Annotated in this window: 18 protein-coding genes; 4 read left to right on the forward strand and 14 right to left on the reverse strand. The window is 36.4% G+C overall.

Features of this window, described 5'->3' with window-relative positions:
- Positions 1-5: 5 nt before the first annotated feature.
- The 4 genes from MJQ71_RS14815 to MJQ71_RS14830 all read right to left on the reverse strand — a co-directional run bounded on the left by MJQ71_RS14815 (position 6) and on the right by MJQ71_RS14830 (position 3,199).
- Positions 6-830 carry a T9SS type A sorting domain-containing protein gene (locus MJQ71_RS14815; RefSeq protein WP_238807407.1) on the reverse strand — a complete coding sequence of 275 codons (825 nt, stop codon included), beginning with the start codon at positions 828-830 and terminating at the stop codon, positions 6-8.
- Positions 831-945: 115 nt separating this feature from the next.
- Entirely contained in the window at positions 946-1,962 is a 1,017-nt protein-coding gene (mnmH, locus tag MJQ71_RS14820; RefSeq protein WP_238807408.1) for a tRNA 2-selenouridine(34) synthase MnmH, read from the reverse strand.
- A gap of 6 nt (positions 1,963-1,968) precedes the next feature.
- Positions 1,969-2,685 (reverse strand): pyridoxine 5'-phosphate synthase, encoded by a 717-nt coding sequence (locus MJQ71_RS14825; RefSeq protein WP_238807409.1) that lies wholly within the window; start codon positions 2,683-2,685, stop codon positions 1,969-1,971.
- The gene (locus tag MJQ71_RS14830) at positions 2,594-3,199 is read right to left on the reverse strand and encodes a hypothetical protein (RefSeq protein WP_238807410.1); all 606 of its coding nucleotides are present in this window, start codon (positions 3,197-3,199) and stop codon (positions 2,594-2,596) included. The genes MJQ71_RS14825 and MJQ71_RS14830 overlap by 92 nt, the downstream gene beginning before the upstream one ends.
- Positions 3,200-3,324: 125 nt before the next feature.
- Here MJQ71_RS14830 and MJQ71_RS14835 point away from each other — a divergent pair, with 125 nt between their 5' ends.
- Positions 3,325-3,774 carry a GatB/YqeY domain-containing protein gene (locus MJQ71_RS14835; protein ID WP_238807411.1) on the forward strand — a complete coding sequence of 150 codons (450 nt, stop codon included), beginning with the start codon at positions 3,325-3,327 and terminating at the stop codon, positions 3,772-3,774.
- Between the two features lie 39 nt (positions 3,775-3,813).
- Here MJQ71_RS14835 and MJQ71_RS14840 read toward each other — a convergent pair whose 3' ends face one another.
- Together MJQ71_RS14840 and MJQ71_RS14845 are read right to left on the reverse strand one after the other, a co-directional pair.
- Positions 3,814-4,332: a GNAT family N-acetyltransferase gene (locus MJQ71_RS14840; protein WP_238807412.1), complete on the reverse strand. Its 519-nt coding sequence runs from the start codon at positions 4,330-4,332 to the stop codon at positions 3,814-3,816.
- Complete coding sequence (locus MJQ71_RS14845) at positions 4,329-4,847, reverse strand: GNAT family N-acetyltransferase (protein ID WP_238807413.1); 519 nt, start codon at positions 4,845-4,847, stop codon at positions 4,329-4,331. Before MJQ71_RS14845 ends, MJQ71_RS14840 begins: the two co-directional genes overlap by 4 nt.
- A 167-nt stretch (positions 4,848-5,014) precedes the next feature.
- Here MJQ71_RS14845 and MJQ71_RS14850 point away from each other — a divergent pair, with 167 nt between their 5' ends.
- On the forward strand, positions 5,015-6,127 hold the full coding sequence (locus MJQ71_RS14850) for an acyltransferase family protein (protein WP_238807414.1): 1,113 nt from the start codon (positions 5,015-5,017) through the stop codon (positions 6,125-6,127).
- Between the two features lie 102 nt (positions 6,128-6,229).
- Positions 6,230-6,997, forward strand: a complete 768-nt coding sequence (locus tag MJQ71_RS14855) for a DUF547 domain-containing protein (RefSeq protein ID WP_238807415.1) — start codon at positions 6,230-6,232, stop codon at positions 6,995-6,997.
- Between the two features lie 53 nt (positions 6,998-7,050).
- On the opposite strand, the gene MJQ71_RS14860 is transcribed toward MJQ71_RS14855, so the two are convergent.
- From MJQ71_RS14860 to ggt, 8 genes are all read right to left on the reverse strand, one after another.
- Complete coding sequence (locus MJQ71_RS14860; protein ID WP_238807416.1) at positions 7,051-8,175, reverse strand: helix-turn-helix domain-containing protein; 1,125 nt, start codon at positions 8,173-8,175, stop codon at positions 7,051-7,053.
- Positions 8,176-8,229: 54 nt separating this feature from the next.
- Positions 8,230-8,907: a GIN domain-containing protein gene (locus tag MJQ71_RS14865; protein WP_238807417.1), complete on the reverse strand. Its 678-nt coding sequence runs from the start codon at positions 8,905-8,907 to the stop codon at positions 8,230-8,232.
- 62 nt (positions 8,908-8,969) lie between these two features.
- On the reverse strand, positions 8,970-9,329 hold the full coding sequence (locus MJQ71_RS14870) for a hypothetical protein (RefSeq protein WP_238807418.1): 360 nt from the start codon (positions 9,327-9,329) through the stop codon (positions 8,970-8,972).
- 16 nt (positions 9,330-9,345) lie between these two features.
- Positions 9,346-9,696 (reverse strand): hypothetical protein, encoded by a 351-nt coding sequence (locus tag MJQ71_RS14875; RefSeq protein WP_238807419.1) that lies wholly within the window; start codon positions 9,694-9,696, stop codon positions 9,346-9,348.
- A 191-nt stretch (positions 9,697-9,887) separates the two neighbouring features.
- Positions 9,888-10,871 (reverse strand): CobW family GTP-binding protein, encoded by a 984-nt coding sequence (locus MJQ71_RS14880; RefSeq protein ID WP_238807420.1) that lies wholly within the window; start codon positions 10,869-10,871, stop codon positions 9,888-9,890.
- 93 nt (positions 10,872-10,964) lie between these two features.
- Positions 10,965-11,897: a 3-keto-disaccharide hydrolase gene (locus MJQ71_RS14885; protein WP_238807421.1), complete on the reverse strand. Its 933-nt coding sequence runs from the start codon at positions 11,895-11,897 to the stop codon at positions 10,965-10,967.
- A gap of 72 nt (positions 11,898-11,969) precedes the next feature.
- Entirely contained in the window at positions 11,970-15,011 is a 3,042-nt protein-coding gene (locus tag MJQ71_RS14890; RefSeq protein ID WP_238807422.1) for a WD40/YVTN/BNR-like repeat-containing protein, read from the reverse strand.
- Positions 15,012-15,089: 78 nt separating this feature from the next.
- Positions 15,090-16,784 carry a gamma-glutamyltransferase gene (gene ggt / locus MJQ71_RS14895; protein WP_238807423.1) on the reverse strand — a complete coding sequence of 565 codons (1,695 nt, stop codon included), beginning with the start codon at positions 16,782-16,784 and terminating at the stop codon, positions 15,090-15,092.
- Positions 16,785-17,009: 225 nt separating this feature from the next.
- Here ggt and MJQ71_RS14900 point away from each other — a divergent pair, with 225 nt between their 5' ends.
- The gene (locus tag MJQ71_RS14900; RefSeq protein WP_238807424.1) at positions 17,010-17,414 is read left to right on the forward strand and encodes a hypothetical protein; all 405 of its coding nucleotides are present in this window, start codon (positions 17,010-17,012) and stop codon (positions 17,412-17,414) included.
- Positions 17,415-17,416 lie beyond the last annotated feature (2 nt).

Genomic DNA, 17,416 nt, shown 5'->3' on the forward strand with positions numbered 1-17,416 from the left:
TTGTCTTACTTTTCTTTTGACGGTAAAACCACTCTTTTCACTGTTCCGTCTTCACCTTGCGTAATCATCACGAAAACAGTGCCGTTTTGTTTTCCAATATTGATTTGCCCAACATATTCACCCGAAAAATCTTTGATTTCTTCTTTTGCAACCACACTTCCTTTTACATCTAAAACCTTGATACTTACATCTCCTTTTTGTGGAGCATTGAATCTTACATTTAAGATTTCCGTTTTTGGATTATTCGGGAAAACATCTATACTTTTTATCGTTTTACTACCAGAATTACCACCATCAAACATGAAATTATCTGGAATCGAACGAAATTCAAATTTCAAATCTTTTCCCATTTGTTTCATATTATCACGCAAACTTTCCATATTTCCGTTAAATTCGTGCGTAAAATCTTCATTTTCTAGCCATTCTCCTCCATCTTTGCCTTTCTTCTTGTAAATTCTTACTTGCGGTTTTTCTCTAATTATGATTTCTTCGTTGCCATTATCATTGTTGTAATTATAGCTTTTTTCTATTTTGCGGTCACCTCGTTTTACATCAGTCTCATTGTCGATTTCAACTTTTATTCCTTGTGCTTTGCCTTTATTTTGAGACATGACCGAATCTTTAAATTTTTCAATCATTCCTTCTTTTTGTGCTTCCGAAAGCCCTGCTGAATTAATTACTTTTTCATCAACTTTGACTTTCCCGTCAATATCTTGCTCAATTCTGATGCGAATTTTTTCTTTTTTTTCTTGTGAAAAAGAAAAAATTGGAGCAGTTAGCAACACTAAAACAGCTCCACTTCTGAAAATTTTACTTAAAAAAGCTTTCATAATTCTGTTATTTAATAATTAAAAATAATGGTTAATTGACATTTCGATAAACAAAACGTTGCACAAACTTAAAATAAGTAAGTGTATAATTGTCGTTAAAAAGTCTTAAAATATGTTAAATCCCTGCTATAAGCTCCAAAGCAGTTGTTGCGGTGTCATTATGTTTAACTATAAATGTCGTTATTTGAGATGCATCTCGTTTTGAAAGACCATGAAGATAGGTTTTGTCGTAGTAATTAAGGGCGATTTCTGTGCCGACCGAAAAATCTCCTTTTTCTAAAGCTTCGATTGCAGCTTTATGATGCTGGCCTCCCAATCTTTTTAGGATTCTATCGGTTGCAGATTTTAATTCATCAAATGAAAAGTGTGCATATTCTTTGACTAAACGGCTAACTCTTATTTGTTTATCGACATCTATAAAAGCTGTTTTTGCGGTTCGCATTTGTTGCCAAAGTCCATCAGGAATATTACAGCAGCCTACATTTCTGCTTTCATCTTCAATCCAAATACGGCGACTTTTGTCTAACTCTGCCCATTTTTGGTAAAGCATATTTTCAAAATGCTCTGTCATTGGTTGCGGAGGTTGTCCAAGCATTCCGAACGATGAACCTTTGTGATTGGCCAAACCTTCTAAATCCAAAATTTGCTCGCCTTGTTTGGCTAATTCGTAGAGAATTTCTGTTTTTCCACTTCCTGTTTTTCCGCCTAAAACAATCAAATCTAGTGGTTTATTAAATTCATCTAAAATGTAGTTACGGTACTTTTTATATCCACCAACTAAAATGGAGACTTTCATTCCAGCAGATGCCAGTAAAGTTGCAAAACTTCCACTACGCATTCCACCACGCCAACAATGCACTAAAACTTCACCATCGGGTGCAATTTTTCTTGATTTCTTTACAAAACCCGATAGTTTTGGTCCAACAATATCCAAACCAAGTAAAAAAGCTGATTCTTTTCCCACTTTTTTATAGCGAGTTCCAACTTCTGCTCGCTCATGATTTTCAAATAAAGGAATATTTATTGCACCAACAATATGCCCACGCTCAAACTCACCTGGCGAACGTACATCAATAATTGGAATTGTTTTCGATTTTTCAAGAAATTGCTCAACTGGAAGTGGCTTTATCATTTTGATTTAGTTCAGTTGTCGCAAATATAACTGAATTGTATTTTCTAAACCCAAATAAAGTGCGTCACAAATCAAAGCATGGCCGATTGATACCTCAAGTAAATTTGGAATATTTTCTTTGAAATATTGCAGATTATCAAGACTTAAATCATGTCCAGCATTTACTCCAAGCCCAACTATTTCGGCAATTTTTGCCGCAGCAACATAATCTTTTATTGCATCTGCTCGGTTTGAAAAATAATGATGTGCATAACTTTCTGTATAAAGTTCGATTCGGTCAGTGCCTGTTTCGGCGGCACCTTCCACCATTTTTTCAATTGGGTCAACAAAAATCGAAACCCTGCAACCAACGCTTTTGAAGGTCGCCACTAAATCTTTTAATTGTTCTTTGTGTTTGATTGTATCCCAACCTGCGTTTGAAGTAACGGCATTGAGTGCGTCTGGAACGAGCGTCACTTGAGTGGGTTTGTTGGCAAGTACTAATTCAACAAATTTTTTTTCTGTTGGATTTCCTTCTATATTAAACTCGGTAGTAACGATTTTTTTCAAATCATACACATCCTGATAACGGATATGTCTTTCGTCGGGGCGAGGATGAACCGTAATTCCCTCTGCCCCAAATTTTTCACAATCAATCGCAACCTGAACTACATTCGGCTGACTTCCTCCTCGTGAATTTCGCAAGGTCGCTATTTTGTTGATATTGACCGATAATTTCGTCATGTTGCTCTTTTATCTGTTTTGTTAAAATCAAACTTTTCCCTAATAAGTAACGACTACGAGTTTGAGCATCATAATGGGCATCGTTTGCATTGATACTTTTCCCATTGATAAACTTAACAAGTTTCATTTTTTGGTAATAGTAACAATTTTCGCTTACTTTTACCAAATTTTTGTCGGTACTTTGTTTAGTTTCATAATGAAATAACTGATTTGATGCCAAAATCAGTTCCCCATTTTTACTAAAATAATACTCGTGTCTAATTTTTCCGACTTCTCCATAAGTTTCAGAAACGATTAGCTCAATTCGATTGTTTTGGAAATAGGCAACCACTTCGTCTTCAAATCGTTTATCAGAAATTTGTTGAATACTGTACCGATGATTTTTTAGATTTGCCTGAATTTCTGCACAACGCTTTTGAATATCGGTTGTAGGTGAATGACTTTTTTGGGGAGTTGCCCAAACCGTTGATGATATCAACATGACACCAATGGCAGCAAAGTTTAAAATACGCATAATATTGATGGGTTGGTTAAGTTATAATTGCTAGTTATCAAAAGGTGTTCCAAAAAATTATTGAATGGATACATTGCACATAAAACAACGATTTTTATTAAAATAATACAATTAATTCTAAAAATATGTCTTTAAAAACAACCATTGACGCACAAATAAAAGCAGCTATGCTTGCTCGTGAATCAGTAAGATTGATGGCTCTTCGTGATATTAAAAAGTTTATATTACTTGAAGAAACCAAAGAAGGAAAAAGTGGCGAATTGACCAGTGATGAAGAAATGAAATTGCTAACTAAAGCCGCTAAGCAAAGAAAAGATTCGGCTGATATTTATCGCCAACAAAATCGTTCTGACCTTTTGGAGAAAGAATTAGCCGAATTGGCCGTTATTGAGGAGTTTTTACCAAAACAACTTTCTGAAGATGATTTAAAAGCAAAATTGCAAGAAATCATGGGTCGAGTTGGTGCTTCTGCTCCATCAGATATGGGAAAAGTTATGGGTGTGGCTTCTAAAGAACTTGCTGGTCTTGCTGATGGAAAGGTCATTTCTGCCATGGTCAAAGCTCTATTGTCTTAATTTTAATTTATGAGGTACGATTTGTTAATTAATCGTGCCTCATAAAGACTTTTTCATTGCTACCATTCCTAAAAACTCAGTTTTCATTTGTTCAAAATCTAACCGAGACCTTCCGCAAATTTCAAAACCAAGACTTTCGTAAAACCGAATTGCATTATTACTACTGTCCATCGCTTTGAGCCAAACATAATCTTTATTTTGTTGACGGGCTTTTTCAATCGCAAATTCCATTAATTTTCGTCCAACACCCATGCCAGTCGCTTCATTGGTTAGATAAATTCGTTCAATTTCAAATCCATCTCCAATTTGTTCGGCTAATTGATTTTCTGGACGAAGCTTTAAAAATCCAACTGGCCTATTATTCAAATTTGCTAAGAAAAAAAAGTTCTTTGCATCCAATAATTCCTCTTCTAATTGCTTGATATTGAAGCATTTGTTTGCGTACCAAACACCTTGGTCGTGCCACAAATGTTTATAATGGTCAAAATATGCTTTTGTAGCCACATTCGAAAGAACTTCAACCTCAACAACATTGATTGCTTGTATTTCTATATTCATTTTAAACTTTTTTTCATTGTAAAATCTGTTTGTACTTCTGTTCCTAACACAAATGTATGTTTGTCCAAAAACTCAAAGCCCATTTTCTGGTAAAAACTCATTGCATTGGTATTGTTTTCCCAAACGCCAAGCCAAATTGTTTTAAATTGATTTTCGATAGACCATTGCACACAATAATCCATTAGTTTTTTGCCTAATTGTTGGCCATGAAATGCTTTATCGACATAAAAACGTTCAATTTCTACCACTTCTTTTTCTGTTAAACCATCGGTCGAATGCCCTTTCACGAGCTTTGCAAAAGCAATAATTTCGTTTTCTAATTCGATAACAAAGTATTGATTTTCATTTTTTTGCAAATCATTTTTAATTGATTCCAAAGAAAAGTTTTTTGCAACGTGGAGCTCCATATTTTCTGGCGTATTGAACACAGTGTAAGTGTCACGAAATGTTTTCTCTGATAGCTGGCGTAAATCAGCCAAATCTTCTATGTTAGCTAACCTAAATTGATAATTCATTGTTTTTTTATTTTTGATACAAACTACAAAGCAACAAAAAAAATATCATAAAAAAACTTAGATAATTTCATCCAAACCAAAATTATTAACTTGTAAATCTTTTTAATCGTGCTATAATTTTATCTATCTTTGAAATATTACCCTAATCAAACTAAGAACTTAAAAAAATGAGTAATTCTAATACTTCACAAAGACTTTATTCGCTCGATGCCCTTCGTGGTTTTGATATGTTTTGGATTATGGGTGGCGAAGATTTTTTTCATGAACTCATGAAAGCCACCAATCATCCTGCGGCAATTTGGCTTGCCACTCAACTTTCACATGTTGCTTGGAATGGCTTTAGATTTTATGACTTAATTTTTCCATTGTTCTTGTTTATTTCTGGCGTTTCAACGCCTTATTCGGTTGGCCGTGAAATAGAAAATGGAACAGGAAAACAATCAATATTGCTCCGAATTATCAAAAGAGGGTTGATTTTGGTGCTTTTGGGGGTTATTTACAACAATGGTTTACAATTTAAAGAGCTTTCACAGATTCGCTTTCCGAGTGTTTTGGGTCGAATTGGTTTAGCCTATATGTTTGCTTGTATAATCTATATTTTTGCAAGCCAACGTTGGCAATATGTTTGGTTTGTAGGTATTCTGATTAGCTATTGGTTATTACTGAAATTCAACGCTGCACCTGGTTTTGCGGCTGGAGACTTAACAATGGCTGGCAATTTTGCTTCATGGATTGATCGTACAATTCTTCCTGGTCGGTTACATTTAGGTATTCATGACCCAGAAGGTTTGGTTTCGACTATTCCTGCCATTTGTACTGGGCTTTTGGGAGTTTTTGCAGGAAATTTCTTGAAAAGTAAATCAGATAAGACACCTACACAAAAAGCTGCGTCATTGGCACTTGCTGGACTAGTTTGTCTAATTATTGGTGCGGCTTGGGATACGTTTTTCCCAATAAACAAAAACCTTTGGACAAGCTCATTTATGCTCTATGCTGGCGGTTGTAGCCTTTTGATGCTCGCTATTTTTTATTTTATTGTTGATGTAATGGAGTTTAAACGTTGGGCTTTTTTCTTTACAGTTATAGGCATGAACTCAATTTTGATTTATATGTCAGTAAAATTTATTAATTGGCATTACACAACCGAAGGGCTTTTCCGTTGGTTTGGTCAAATATTTGGAGAAAATTACTACGAATTGGTCATGGCGGCGTGCATCATTCTTGTTAAATGGTTGTTTTTAAGATTTATGTATCGTCATAAACTATTTTTGAGAGTTTAGGCAAATGTTTTTTTGTTAATCAAAAACTTTTTAATGATATAAAACGTAGTTATCTCTATACGAGACAAACATCATTTTGTACTATTAAGCAACATTAATAACATGAAAACTACCGCTTTTTTAAGTATTATATTAATTACAGTGAGCAGTTGTTTTGCTGTAAATACGCCAACATCAACTGCCGAGCCAATCAGCCACGAAATTTGGAATGGGCTTTTGAAAAAGCATGTCGATACAAAAGGATTTGTTAATTATGCTGGTTTTAAGAAAGACCAAGTGGAGTTGAAAAAGTATCTTGTTTTGCTAGAAAGCAACGCTCCAGGAGATAAATGGAGTAAAGAAGAAAAATTGGCTTATTGGATAAATGCATATAATGCCTTTACGATTCAGTTAATTTTAGATAACCTAACTCATAAAATCAAAAGCATTAAAGATATTGGAGACAAAATAAAGATTCCATTTGTAAATACGCCGTGGGATGTGAAATTTATCAATATCAGTGGAAAAAAAATGGACTTGAATAATATCGAACATGGCATTATTCGTAAAACATTCAATGAGCCACGCATTCACTTTGCTTTAGTTTGTGCGGCGAAATCGTGTCCGCCTCTACGAAATGAGGCTTTTGTTGCCGAAAAACTCAATCAACAACTAGATGACCAAGGCATTGATTTCATCAACGATTCCTACAAAAATCAAGTTTCGACAAAAACAGTTAAAATATCCAATATTTTCAATTGGTACGGTAGCGATTTTAAAGAAAAGATGCCTGTTATTGATTGGCTTAATAAATATGCTAAAGTAAAAGCAAATAAAGACGCGGATGTTTCATACTTAGACTATAATTGGGAATTGAACGGCAAATATTGACCATTCTAAAAATAACAAAAAAGCAGTTTCTTAATTGAGAGACTGCTTTTTTGTTATTTTTCAAATCTGCTTGGTGCTTGTCCAGTAAATTTTTTAAATGCTCGATTGAATGTTGCTTTAGAATTAAATCCACAATCAAAAGCAATTGCCAAAAGTGTATAATGTTGATTTTCAGACAGTTTGATTTGTTTTTTGAATTCTTCTACACGATATTCATTAACAAAATCATTGAAATTCTTACCAAAATTTGAATTAATTGCTGACGATAAAACCGACGTGTTAGTTTTTAGTTTTAATGCTAAATCGCTCAACGAAAGTTCCGGCTCAAGATAAAGTTTATCTTGAAACATAATCTTTTCGATTTTGAGTTTCATTGCTAACTGTTCTTCTTTCAAGTCAACTGGTATTTCAATCGTATTTTGCATTTTTATTTCTTCTTGCAAAATGCTTATTGAACTATACGTTAAACGTAAAGGTTGTTGCTGTGCATAGCCTTTTATGCCTACATAACAAATAATTATAACCGTAAATAGGTGCCACCACCAATCTTTTTCAAAGGGTAAATCAATGATATAATCTGCAACAAACCAGCACCATTTGAAAACTTCTCCCGCAATAATCAGATAGATGAAATTTCGTAGCCAAACAAAGCTAATTGTCTCAGTATCAGAGAATTGTGTTTCAGTCCAATGACGATATTCTTTGTAAATACGAAGTGATTGGTAGAAATAATAAATATAAGATGTCCAAATCGTTATAGTTTCCAACCTGCCCAACCAATCAGATAATTCTGAACTTCTGAAATTATTTACTGCTCCTTTTCCTTGAACGAAAACACAAAAATTGATTAGAAAATAGGTGAAATATGGCAAAAAATGTAAAAAATAAATTCCTCTGAAACGAAAATCCCGATTGATTTGAGCTTTTAAATAAAAGTAAATAGTTGGTGCAAATGCCAATGTAAAGTAACGAGGAAAGCCTTCAAATTTTTCCCAAAGTATATTTATTCCCGAAAAGCCAAACGTGTAATCTTGGATTTCCATTGCCAAAAAGAACATCACAAAACCTAAAAACTTATCAGACAGTCGCTCTTCCTGCCAACCTCTAAACCAAAGCAAAACTGCAAAAAGTAATGCTAAAAAATAACCAAATTGTAGCGGAGTGGTATATAAAGACATATTTTAGATCTTGTTCTTTTTTAAAACTGCTTGTCTTCTCTTTTGTTTCGCTAATTACATTTTTCTAACCTCTCCGTTGCCGATAATACCAGACATTGCCTCAATTTTTCCTGTGCCAAATTGCATAACGCTACAATTTCCAGCTCCACTGGCTGAAAGGGAAATTTGTGCATTGACAGCTACATTACCATTGCCATAACTTTTTACTTTTGCTATTTTTGATACAAGATTTTTAGCCCTGACTTCGCCATTTCCAGTTTTTTTTATATCAAGTTCGTCAACCAAGCCTTGTAACACAACATCTCCATTACCATCGTTTTCTAATCTAAAATATCGACCCAAAATGCCCGTAATGTTTATATTAGTATTGCCTCGGTGCCGAATTACTGATGCTTCTGGCATTGTTACTCTGATTTTAATATGGGTGTTTTCTAAATATAATTTCCCATTATAATTACCTGCCAAACGAATGGTTAACTGACTTTCGTTATCATACTTTTTTACATCCAATCTTGGTTCTAAATTTTCGTCAATATCGACCTTGATAGAAAATGGTTTCCCGATTTCTACCTCAATTTTTCCATCAAAATCTTCAAACGAAATTTTATCAAAACCTTTCATATCGAAACTTCTCGATATTATTTTTCCTGTGCCTCTTAATGGACCTTTTTGAGCGTACGTTATTTTAAAAAATATACTTAATATTGAAATTAATAAAATTAGCTTTTTCATATTTTTATTTTTTATTTGTATACAATAGTATAACTGTGTTGAGAAATAACATCAAAAAAGTGTTATTTCCTTAAATTGATGGTTTTACCATTATCCTCATTCTTAAAAACCCAAAATGCTTTATCTTCTATTTTTTTACCGCTCATTACGGTGTTTATTTGAGCTGAATTGGCCAAAAACAACTCTGTTCCTACTACATCTGTAATAGTTTTTGTGGCATAAGGAGCCAATACCACTCCTTCCGTTGCATTATTATTGCGGTCTTTTGTCCAATAGGTTACGAATGTATATTTTCGTGGCAAAACGCTATTATTCTTAAAGGTGATGGTAACTTGCTTTTTAGGTTTATTTTGAGCAAATATTGCTAAAAATGAAGTCAAGAAAATGATTAAAATTGCGACAAATATTGTTTGCTTTTTCATAATTTTGAGTTTAAAATTAGTTTTTATATCCCATCGAAAGTCCTGTATCGCCTTTCACAAGAAGTTCAACCACTGCTTGTTCATTGGCTTTGTTTTCAATTCTCAAAGCGGTATTTTTTTCTACATTTACTTTTACAATTTCATTAGGTTTTACTGTCACTGGTGAATGTTTTCCGCCATCTATCGGAATTTTCCAAATTTCCAGATTACTGGTAGAGGTATTTTTAAGTCTTACCGAAAATTTTCCATGTTTGTTGTTTCCCAAAACAAAACTTTCCTTTGCTTTGATATAAGTAGTGGAGCTTAGGCTTTTACATGAGGTGAAAAATAAGGTAAATGCAAGAGATGTTAATAATAGCTTTTTCATTTTGTGATGTTTTTGCAAATTGCTTCGGTGCGATTTGTTGCTACAAAATTGGAGTTAAATGAAACGCTGGTCGTTGCAGAAGATGATTTGAGACGTATCAGATTATGATTTGGGACTTGTGTGAAATGCAAGAGGTACAAAAAATGCAACCTACTTATTATCAACAGGTTGCATTAAAATGTTTTTACTTTCTACAAAAGACACTCCTTCAATTTTACTTCAAAAACTAACCAATCTAAATCATAATTGGCAATGAGTTCGATTCGACTATCTCGGCGATAGGCAATGTATTGTACAGAAAACTCTTGGTCAACGGCATTTATAAGCACCCAATCTTTGCCCGTTCGGAAAACCCCTTTAGCTCTATCAACGCCTTGGAGTGAACTAAAAAATTGACGTAATTTGGGTAAGCTAAAAACTTCTTCGGGCGAGAAAATCCAACCGCAACTATACATTCCCAGTCCTTTACTTAGTTTCTTGATTGGTTTCCCAATTTCAGGAATTTCGAGAGTATCTTCTGTGTGGTGATTGTGATGCTCGTGGGAATGTGCTTGTGGGAATTCTGCTTCTCGTCCCTTATGGGGTTCAATATTAAGCCAATCTACATTTATTTTTCCATCAGAAACCGCCTCAATCAACAGCTTTGGAGGAAATAATGATTTCGCCCAAAGTTTAAACTTTTCAGCTAATTCCTCTCCTACCAAATCTGATTTATTAGCAATTAAAACATCCGCCAAATTGATTTGGTCTTGGAAAGTTTCGTGCGAACGCACATTTGCATCCGCCCAACGACGAGGGTCAACCAAACAAATTGTTGCTCTGATTTCGAGAATATCTTTCAAATATTTGCTCTGCAATAAATCCAAAATACTGGCAGGATGCCCCATGCCTGTTGGCTCAATCAAGATTCGATCGGGCTTTTGGTTGCGTAAAATTGTGGTAAGTGTTACTTGCATAGGTACATTTGCCGTGCAGCAAATACAACCTCCTGCCACTTCTTTGATTATCAATCCATCTTGTTCGTCAATCGCTGTGTGGTCAATCGAAACAGCCCCAAATTCATTGATAATAATTGCCCAACGCTCATTGATGGGCTTATTTGCTAGAATATGCTTGATAGCGGTGGTTTTTCCAACACCTAAAAAGCCTGTGATGATATTTACTGGTATTTTCATAAAGAGAAGGTTCTTTGTCGATATAAAATCAAAAGGAAGGCCTCGCTTAAAGCGAAGCCTTCCTTAGAAATAACACCTTTTATGTAAAAAAGTTTACTTAGCTGGCGTAATAACAATGTTTCTGTATTCAATAGGGCCATGGTCGCCTTGGAAGAAGATTGGACCTGCTTCGCCTTCATTACTATCTAACGCTCCACCTGTAATTCCTGGAATTTCGTTTTTATAGATAATTGTTTTACCGTTCAAAACAACCGTTACAACTCTTCCTACTAATGTAATATCAAAACTTTGCCATTCACCAGCAGCTTTTGCTGGCATTTCGAGCGGAGCAATAAAGCCATAAACTGCACCTAGTTGGTCTTTTAATGGTTCACGACCTTTGCTATCTGTTACTTGAACTTCGTAGCGGCCTCTCAAATAAACACCACTATTACTGCCTTCTGGATATTTAAACTCTACATGAAACTTAAAATCTTTGAATGTTTTTACCGTACGAAGATTTGCTCCAGATTTTGGGCTTTTCAAAACCCCATTTTCTACGACCCATTGGTTTTCTCCGCTCACAGCTTGCCATCCATCAAGATTTTTACCATTGAAAAGTTTAATTGGCGTACCCCAAACTGGTGTTATTGTATTGTTTAATTTCGGTGCTCTTACACCAACCCAACTCAATGTTTCGCCACTTGGCGTGTTCATCGTCCCTGTTAATTTGTCATCTTTCAAAACAGCCTCAACTGCTAAGTCTTTTTCGGCTCTATCCCATTGTGGCGGAATTGAGAAAGACATTTTATCATCAGCAAAGTTGATACGTGAAATTGGTCTGGCACTTCCGCCGTCACCCACAAAATGACCATTTAAGTATTTTACACCTGAGTGATTTACCTCCAACCACGAAGGCATGGTTTTATCTCCTTTGGTAATAGTAATATCCCAACGCCCTTCTATGCTTTTGATTGGAGCTAGTTGAGCTATGAGAGAATTGCTGACAAGGATAGCTCCTAAAATTTTTACAAAATGTTTCTTCATGATTGTTTTGGTTGAATAGAAAATATATTAAAAATTGGATTGTAGCACAATTCTACTAATCATGCTACAAATTTACTTCTTCGTTTCTTCAAAACCCATTTCTTCGTACCATTCTTCAAATTCTTCTGGCGAAGCGGTTGGTTTCGGACTCATTGCTCGGCGTGAACGACGCTCTGATGCTTTGATTTCAAGATCTTTTTCTACTTTATCGCCGTTTAGCTCGATGATAAGCCTATATTTTCCTGGACGGAAATAAATCTTTTTATCATCGGCAAGCTCCAACTTGATTTCCTTGTCTTCTTTTTTCTTTACATCATTTATATATTTTTCGTACTCGCCTTTGGCAGCTACATCAATTGCTTGGTCGAAGTTTACGTTATTTAAACCCGCTTCGGCATCATCGTTGATGTTTTTTACTACTAAACCTTTTTCATTTTGAATTTTTATAGTTGCTTTCCCTGCTGCTTTTGCATAGTAAGCGATGTTATACTTACGTTCTTCTGGCTCGGAATATTTATCAAACATTCTGCCCCAAGACGCATTATAATTGATTGCTGGCAAATCATTTACATGAATATTTTTAGCTAAAACCTCGCTGCTCAATGCTTGTAGAGGCTTCACATCAGCAATATAAATCGAGCGTCCGTGTGTACCAACAACCAATTCGTTTTCTCGTGGGTGAATCACTAAATCATGAATTGACACACTTGGCATTCCATCGCCGTTGCCACGCATAAAAGTTTTGCCTTTATCCATCGAAATGTATAAGCCGTTGTCAGTTCCGACATAAATGATATTGGCATTTTTCGGGTCTTCTTTTACTACGTTGATTGGCTCGGCTGGTAAATCTGCACCGATTGCTTGCCAATTTTGACCGTAATCAGTCGAAACAAACAAATATGGTTTGAAATTGTCGCCACGATAAGCGTTTAAACTTGCATAAACCGTTCCTTCTGTATGAGCCGAAACTGAAATTCCACTTACCCAAAGATTTGGTTTATCCATGATTTTAGTGAAAGTATAACCGCCATCTTTCGTGACATAAATCAAACCATCATCAGAGCCTGTGTAAATCAAACCAAATCTACTTGGCGATTCTTCGATGGTTGTGAGTGTTCCGAAAGGCACATCGCCGTCTTTGCGGCCACGAGTTAAATCTCCCGAAAGGGTTTTGAAAGTATCGCCTTTATCGAAACTTCGGTGGAATTTATTTGAACCAAAATAAATAATATCTTGATTGTGGCGAGAAATCGTAAGCGGAGATTCCCAGTTGAAACGGAAAGGAGCTTCGCCTAATTCACGTGGAACTTCCAATCTTTTTCTTTCACCAGAGTTTTTATTTATTCTAAAATAATTTCCAAACTGAAAACCTGCATAAACAGTGTTATTATCTCTCCAGTCGACTTGTACTTGCATTCCATCACCACCGAGCAAGAATTTATAACCATCGCCATTATCGAAGATACCATAATTATAATCGAATGAATTGGTTGACGAACCAAACCAAACGCCATTATCTTGCAAACCACCATAGACATTATAAGGCTTGGCCATATCGACCGAAACGTGGTAAAGCTGCCCCACAGGAATTGAATTTGCCTTGAACCAAGTTTTACCATCATCGTATGTAATGTTGATTCCGCCATCGTTTCCGTTAATATAATGTTTCGGATTTTTCGGGTCGAACCACAAAGCGTGGTGGTCAGAGTGTACGTTTTCTCGCTCAATACTTTTGAAACTTTTACCGCCATCTTCCGAACGCACGATTGGCACACCCACAATCACGATTTTCTTATCATCGGTTGGGTCAACCCAAATTTGTCCGAAATAATAGCCATAAGTGAAGTAAATATTATCCAAATAGTCGGCGTGAGTACGTTTCCATGTTGCTCCTGCATCTTCACTTCGGTAAACCTCCGCTCCCATTACTTGCGTATCGAATAAATCATTATTGCCGTTGTAAGTGTATTCGTAAATATCTTGTACCTTGATTTTATCCGCCTTTAGGTCTTCTTTGAAAGCCTTTGCCGTGAATTTTTCAGGAAAACCTTGTCCATCTAAATATTCATTGATTGTCACATCGCTCAAAGCTAAAAACTCATCTTTGGTGATGGTTTTCATTCTTTTTGTGGTCAGACGGCTAGTATCTTCTTTTTCTTCTTTCTTTGGTCTATTTGCTTGATTATCAATGATTGCGTAAACGATATTCGGATTTTTTGGGTAAACTGCCAAACCAATACGGCCATTGCCCGCACCAGTCGGGAAGCCACTGCCTTCTCCCGAAATCAATTTCCAAGTTTCGCCAGCATCGGTACTTTTATAAATGCCCGATTCTTTTCCTCCTTCTACAAAATTCCATGCCGTGCGTTCTTTGTACCACATGGTAGCGTAAAGCGTATTGGCATTGTTTGGGTCGAGTCTTACGTCAATCGCACCTGTGTTTTCGTTGATATAAAGCGTTTGTTTCCAAGTTTTCCCGCCATCGGTGGTTTTGTACATGCCACGCTCTTTGTTTGGCGAATACAAATGTCCCAAAACCGCAACCCACGCAATATTTGGGTCAGTCGGGTGCAAAGCGATTCTTCCAACGTGGTGAGATTCTGGCAAGCCAAGATATTCCCATGTTTTGCCATTATTGATAGATTTGTACATACCCACACCCGAATACGATGAGCGACTTGAATTATTTTCTCCCGTACCAATCCAAATTGTGCGAGTTTTCCAGTCAACCGCAATATCGCCGATGGTCATAACTGCCTCATTATCAAATATTGGCGAGAAAGATTGACCGTTATTGACCGTGTACCAAAGTCCACCCGAAGCGTAGGCGGCATAAAACTCGGTTGGGTTTTCGGGATTTGCATCAATATCTACAATACGGCCACTCATAACAGTTGGGCCAACATTTCTGAATTTCAGATTTTTTACGAGTGATGCTTCTTGCAATTTTTTGCGTTGCTCATAGCCCGCCATTCGCTCAGTTGCTGATGTTGGAGAAACTGCATCGGCGGCGATTACTGGAGCTGTTTCGATGGCAACTTTCTTCTTTTTCTGGGAAAGCCCAGCAAAGCAAGTGATTGAAAGTAAAGTGATTAGGGTTAGTTGTTTTTTCATTTTTTATGTTTAAATAGAAGTGCTTTTCTTAAATTTTGTTTAATTTTTTTAGAACAATACAGTCTGAAAAGTTAAAACTCAAAACCCAGCCGCATGGCCATCTTTTCGAGATTCTGATGCTCCGAAATAGACCTTACGCACAGGGTCGTAGCGAATCGCTTGATAACCACCATATTGGCCGAGCGTATATCCGACTTTATGTCCTTTTTGCATCAAACCTCTGATGGTTTCGTATGGTATCCCCGACTCCATCGTTATCATGCCTACGCCTTCCATCGGCTCGCCCGTTGGTTCTGACGAACCATCGTGGTTGAGTCTCGGAGCATCACCTGCTTCTTGGAGATTCATGCCAAAGTCAACCACATCCATAATTATCTGTACGTGTCCCATTGGCTGGAATGCACCGCCCATCACGCCAAAACTCATAAATGGTTTGCCTTCTTTGGTTACAAATGCAGGAATAATTGTCTGGAACGGACGTTTGTGCGGAGCATACGAATTATTTTCACCTTCTTTCAAATTATACAATTCGCCACGGTCTTGGAAAATAAAACCTAAGCCATCGGGCATCATTCCCGAACCAAAACCTCGATAATTACTCTGAATCAACGAAACCATATTTCCATCTTTGTCGGCTACGGTCAAATAAATAGTATCGCCTTCTCGCAAGGCTGGATTTCCTGCGTCAAAATGAGCGGCCGCTTTATTTGGGTCTATTAACTTTCGTCTTTCGGCCGCATATTCTTTCGAGATTAATGATTTTACTGGAATCTTGGCAAATTCAGGGTCGGCATAGAATTTTGCACGGTCTTCAAAAACCAATTTCTTGGCCTCGGTGAAAAGATGTACGTGTTCGGTGCTTCCGTAAGGAATTTTTGAGAAATCGTATCCCTCCAGAATATTTAGCATTTGCAAAGCAGCAATTCCTTGTCCGTTTGGTGGTAATTCCCAAACATCATAGCCACGATAATTGGTAGAAACTGGCTCTATCCAAGTTGAAGTATGGTCGGCAAGGTCTTTTGCACTCAAAAATCCGCCGTTTTTCTTCATAAAAGCATCAATCGTTTGAGCAATTTCTCCTTTATAAAAAGCATCACGACCACCTTTGGCAATCTTTTCTAAAGTATTAGCCAAATTTGGGTTCTTGAAAATATCTCCCTTTTTCGGTACTTCACCATTTGGATAATAATGTTCTTTAATGTTTGGAAAACTTCCGTACAATCGTGGAACATTTTTCAAACTCACCGCCAATTCATCGTGTACCGCAAAACCATTTCGACCATAATTAATCGCATGTGAAAGTATTTTTTCCATTGGAAGCTTTCCGAACTTTTTGTGCAACTCAAACCAACCATCAACGCAACCTGGCACACTAATCGGCAATGGACCAAGTGCAGGAATATGTGTTAATCCTCGTTTTTTAAATTCTTCAAGTGTAAGCGAATACGGCGAGCGTCCCGAACCATTTAAACCATACAGTTTCTGAGTTTTGGCATCCCAAACGATAGCAAAAATATCTCCACCGATACCATTTACGTGTGGTTCAACCATTCCTTCCATTGCATTGGCAGCTATGGCGGCATCAACAGCACTTCCGCCCGCTCGCAAAATTTCAATTGCTGCTTGTGTAGAAAGTGGATGCGACGTACAAACCATACCATTTTGAGCGATGACTTCTGAACGGCCGGCCCATGTTCTTCCTGAAATCCTATCCTGTGCATTTGACAAGTAAGACACTGATAATAAAGCAATTATATAGAGTTTTTTCTTCATATAGTTTGTTAATTTGGGCTTAAATATAAGCTTTTTTACACCTCATTCCAACCAATTTGCTAAAACACGAATCTTTATTGTTGAAAAGGGTTATTTACTCAGACAGAAACATTTTGTTTCGTCGTGGAAGGAGAAATGAAACCTTTTTATTTATCTCTCCTTCCCGACAAACTGAGTTTTTTAGCTTAACAACACACATTATTTTATAAATAAAAATACAACTATATGAAAAATCTCATTTTTTTATTGATTGTCAGTTCTTCTATTATGTTTTCTTGTACGAAAGAAGATGTTGTAGCGGATAATTCTATTACAGGCGAGTGGCGTTGGGTTACATCAACAGGTGGAATAGCTGGTACTACTATTACTCCAAGTTCTGCTGGTTTTGAACGAAAGCTGGTTTTTACTTCCGATTTGAAGTTTTCTCGTTACAAAGACAATATTTTGGAAAAATCGGGTACGTTTGAAATCACGCAGGCGAAATCAATCTATAAAACCGACCTCGCTGACTTTATCAAATTTAATGACAATACATCTTCTGTCATCTTGAGTCAAAAAGCCGATGAACTAATTTTGGCAGATAATTTATCCGACGGTTTTGTTGAAACTTACCAACGAATCAAAAAGTAAAT

Source organism: Emticicia aquatica, from assembly GCF_923079645.1.
Lineage (GTDB): Bacteria > Bacteroidota > Bacteroidia > Cytophagales > Spirosomataceae > Emticicia > Emticicia aquatica.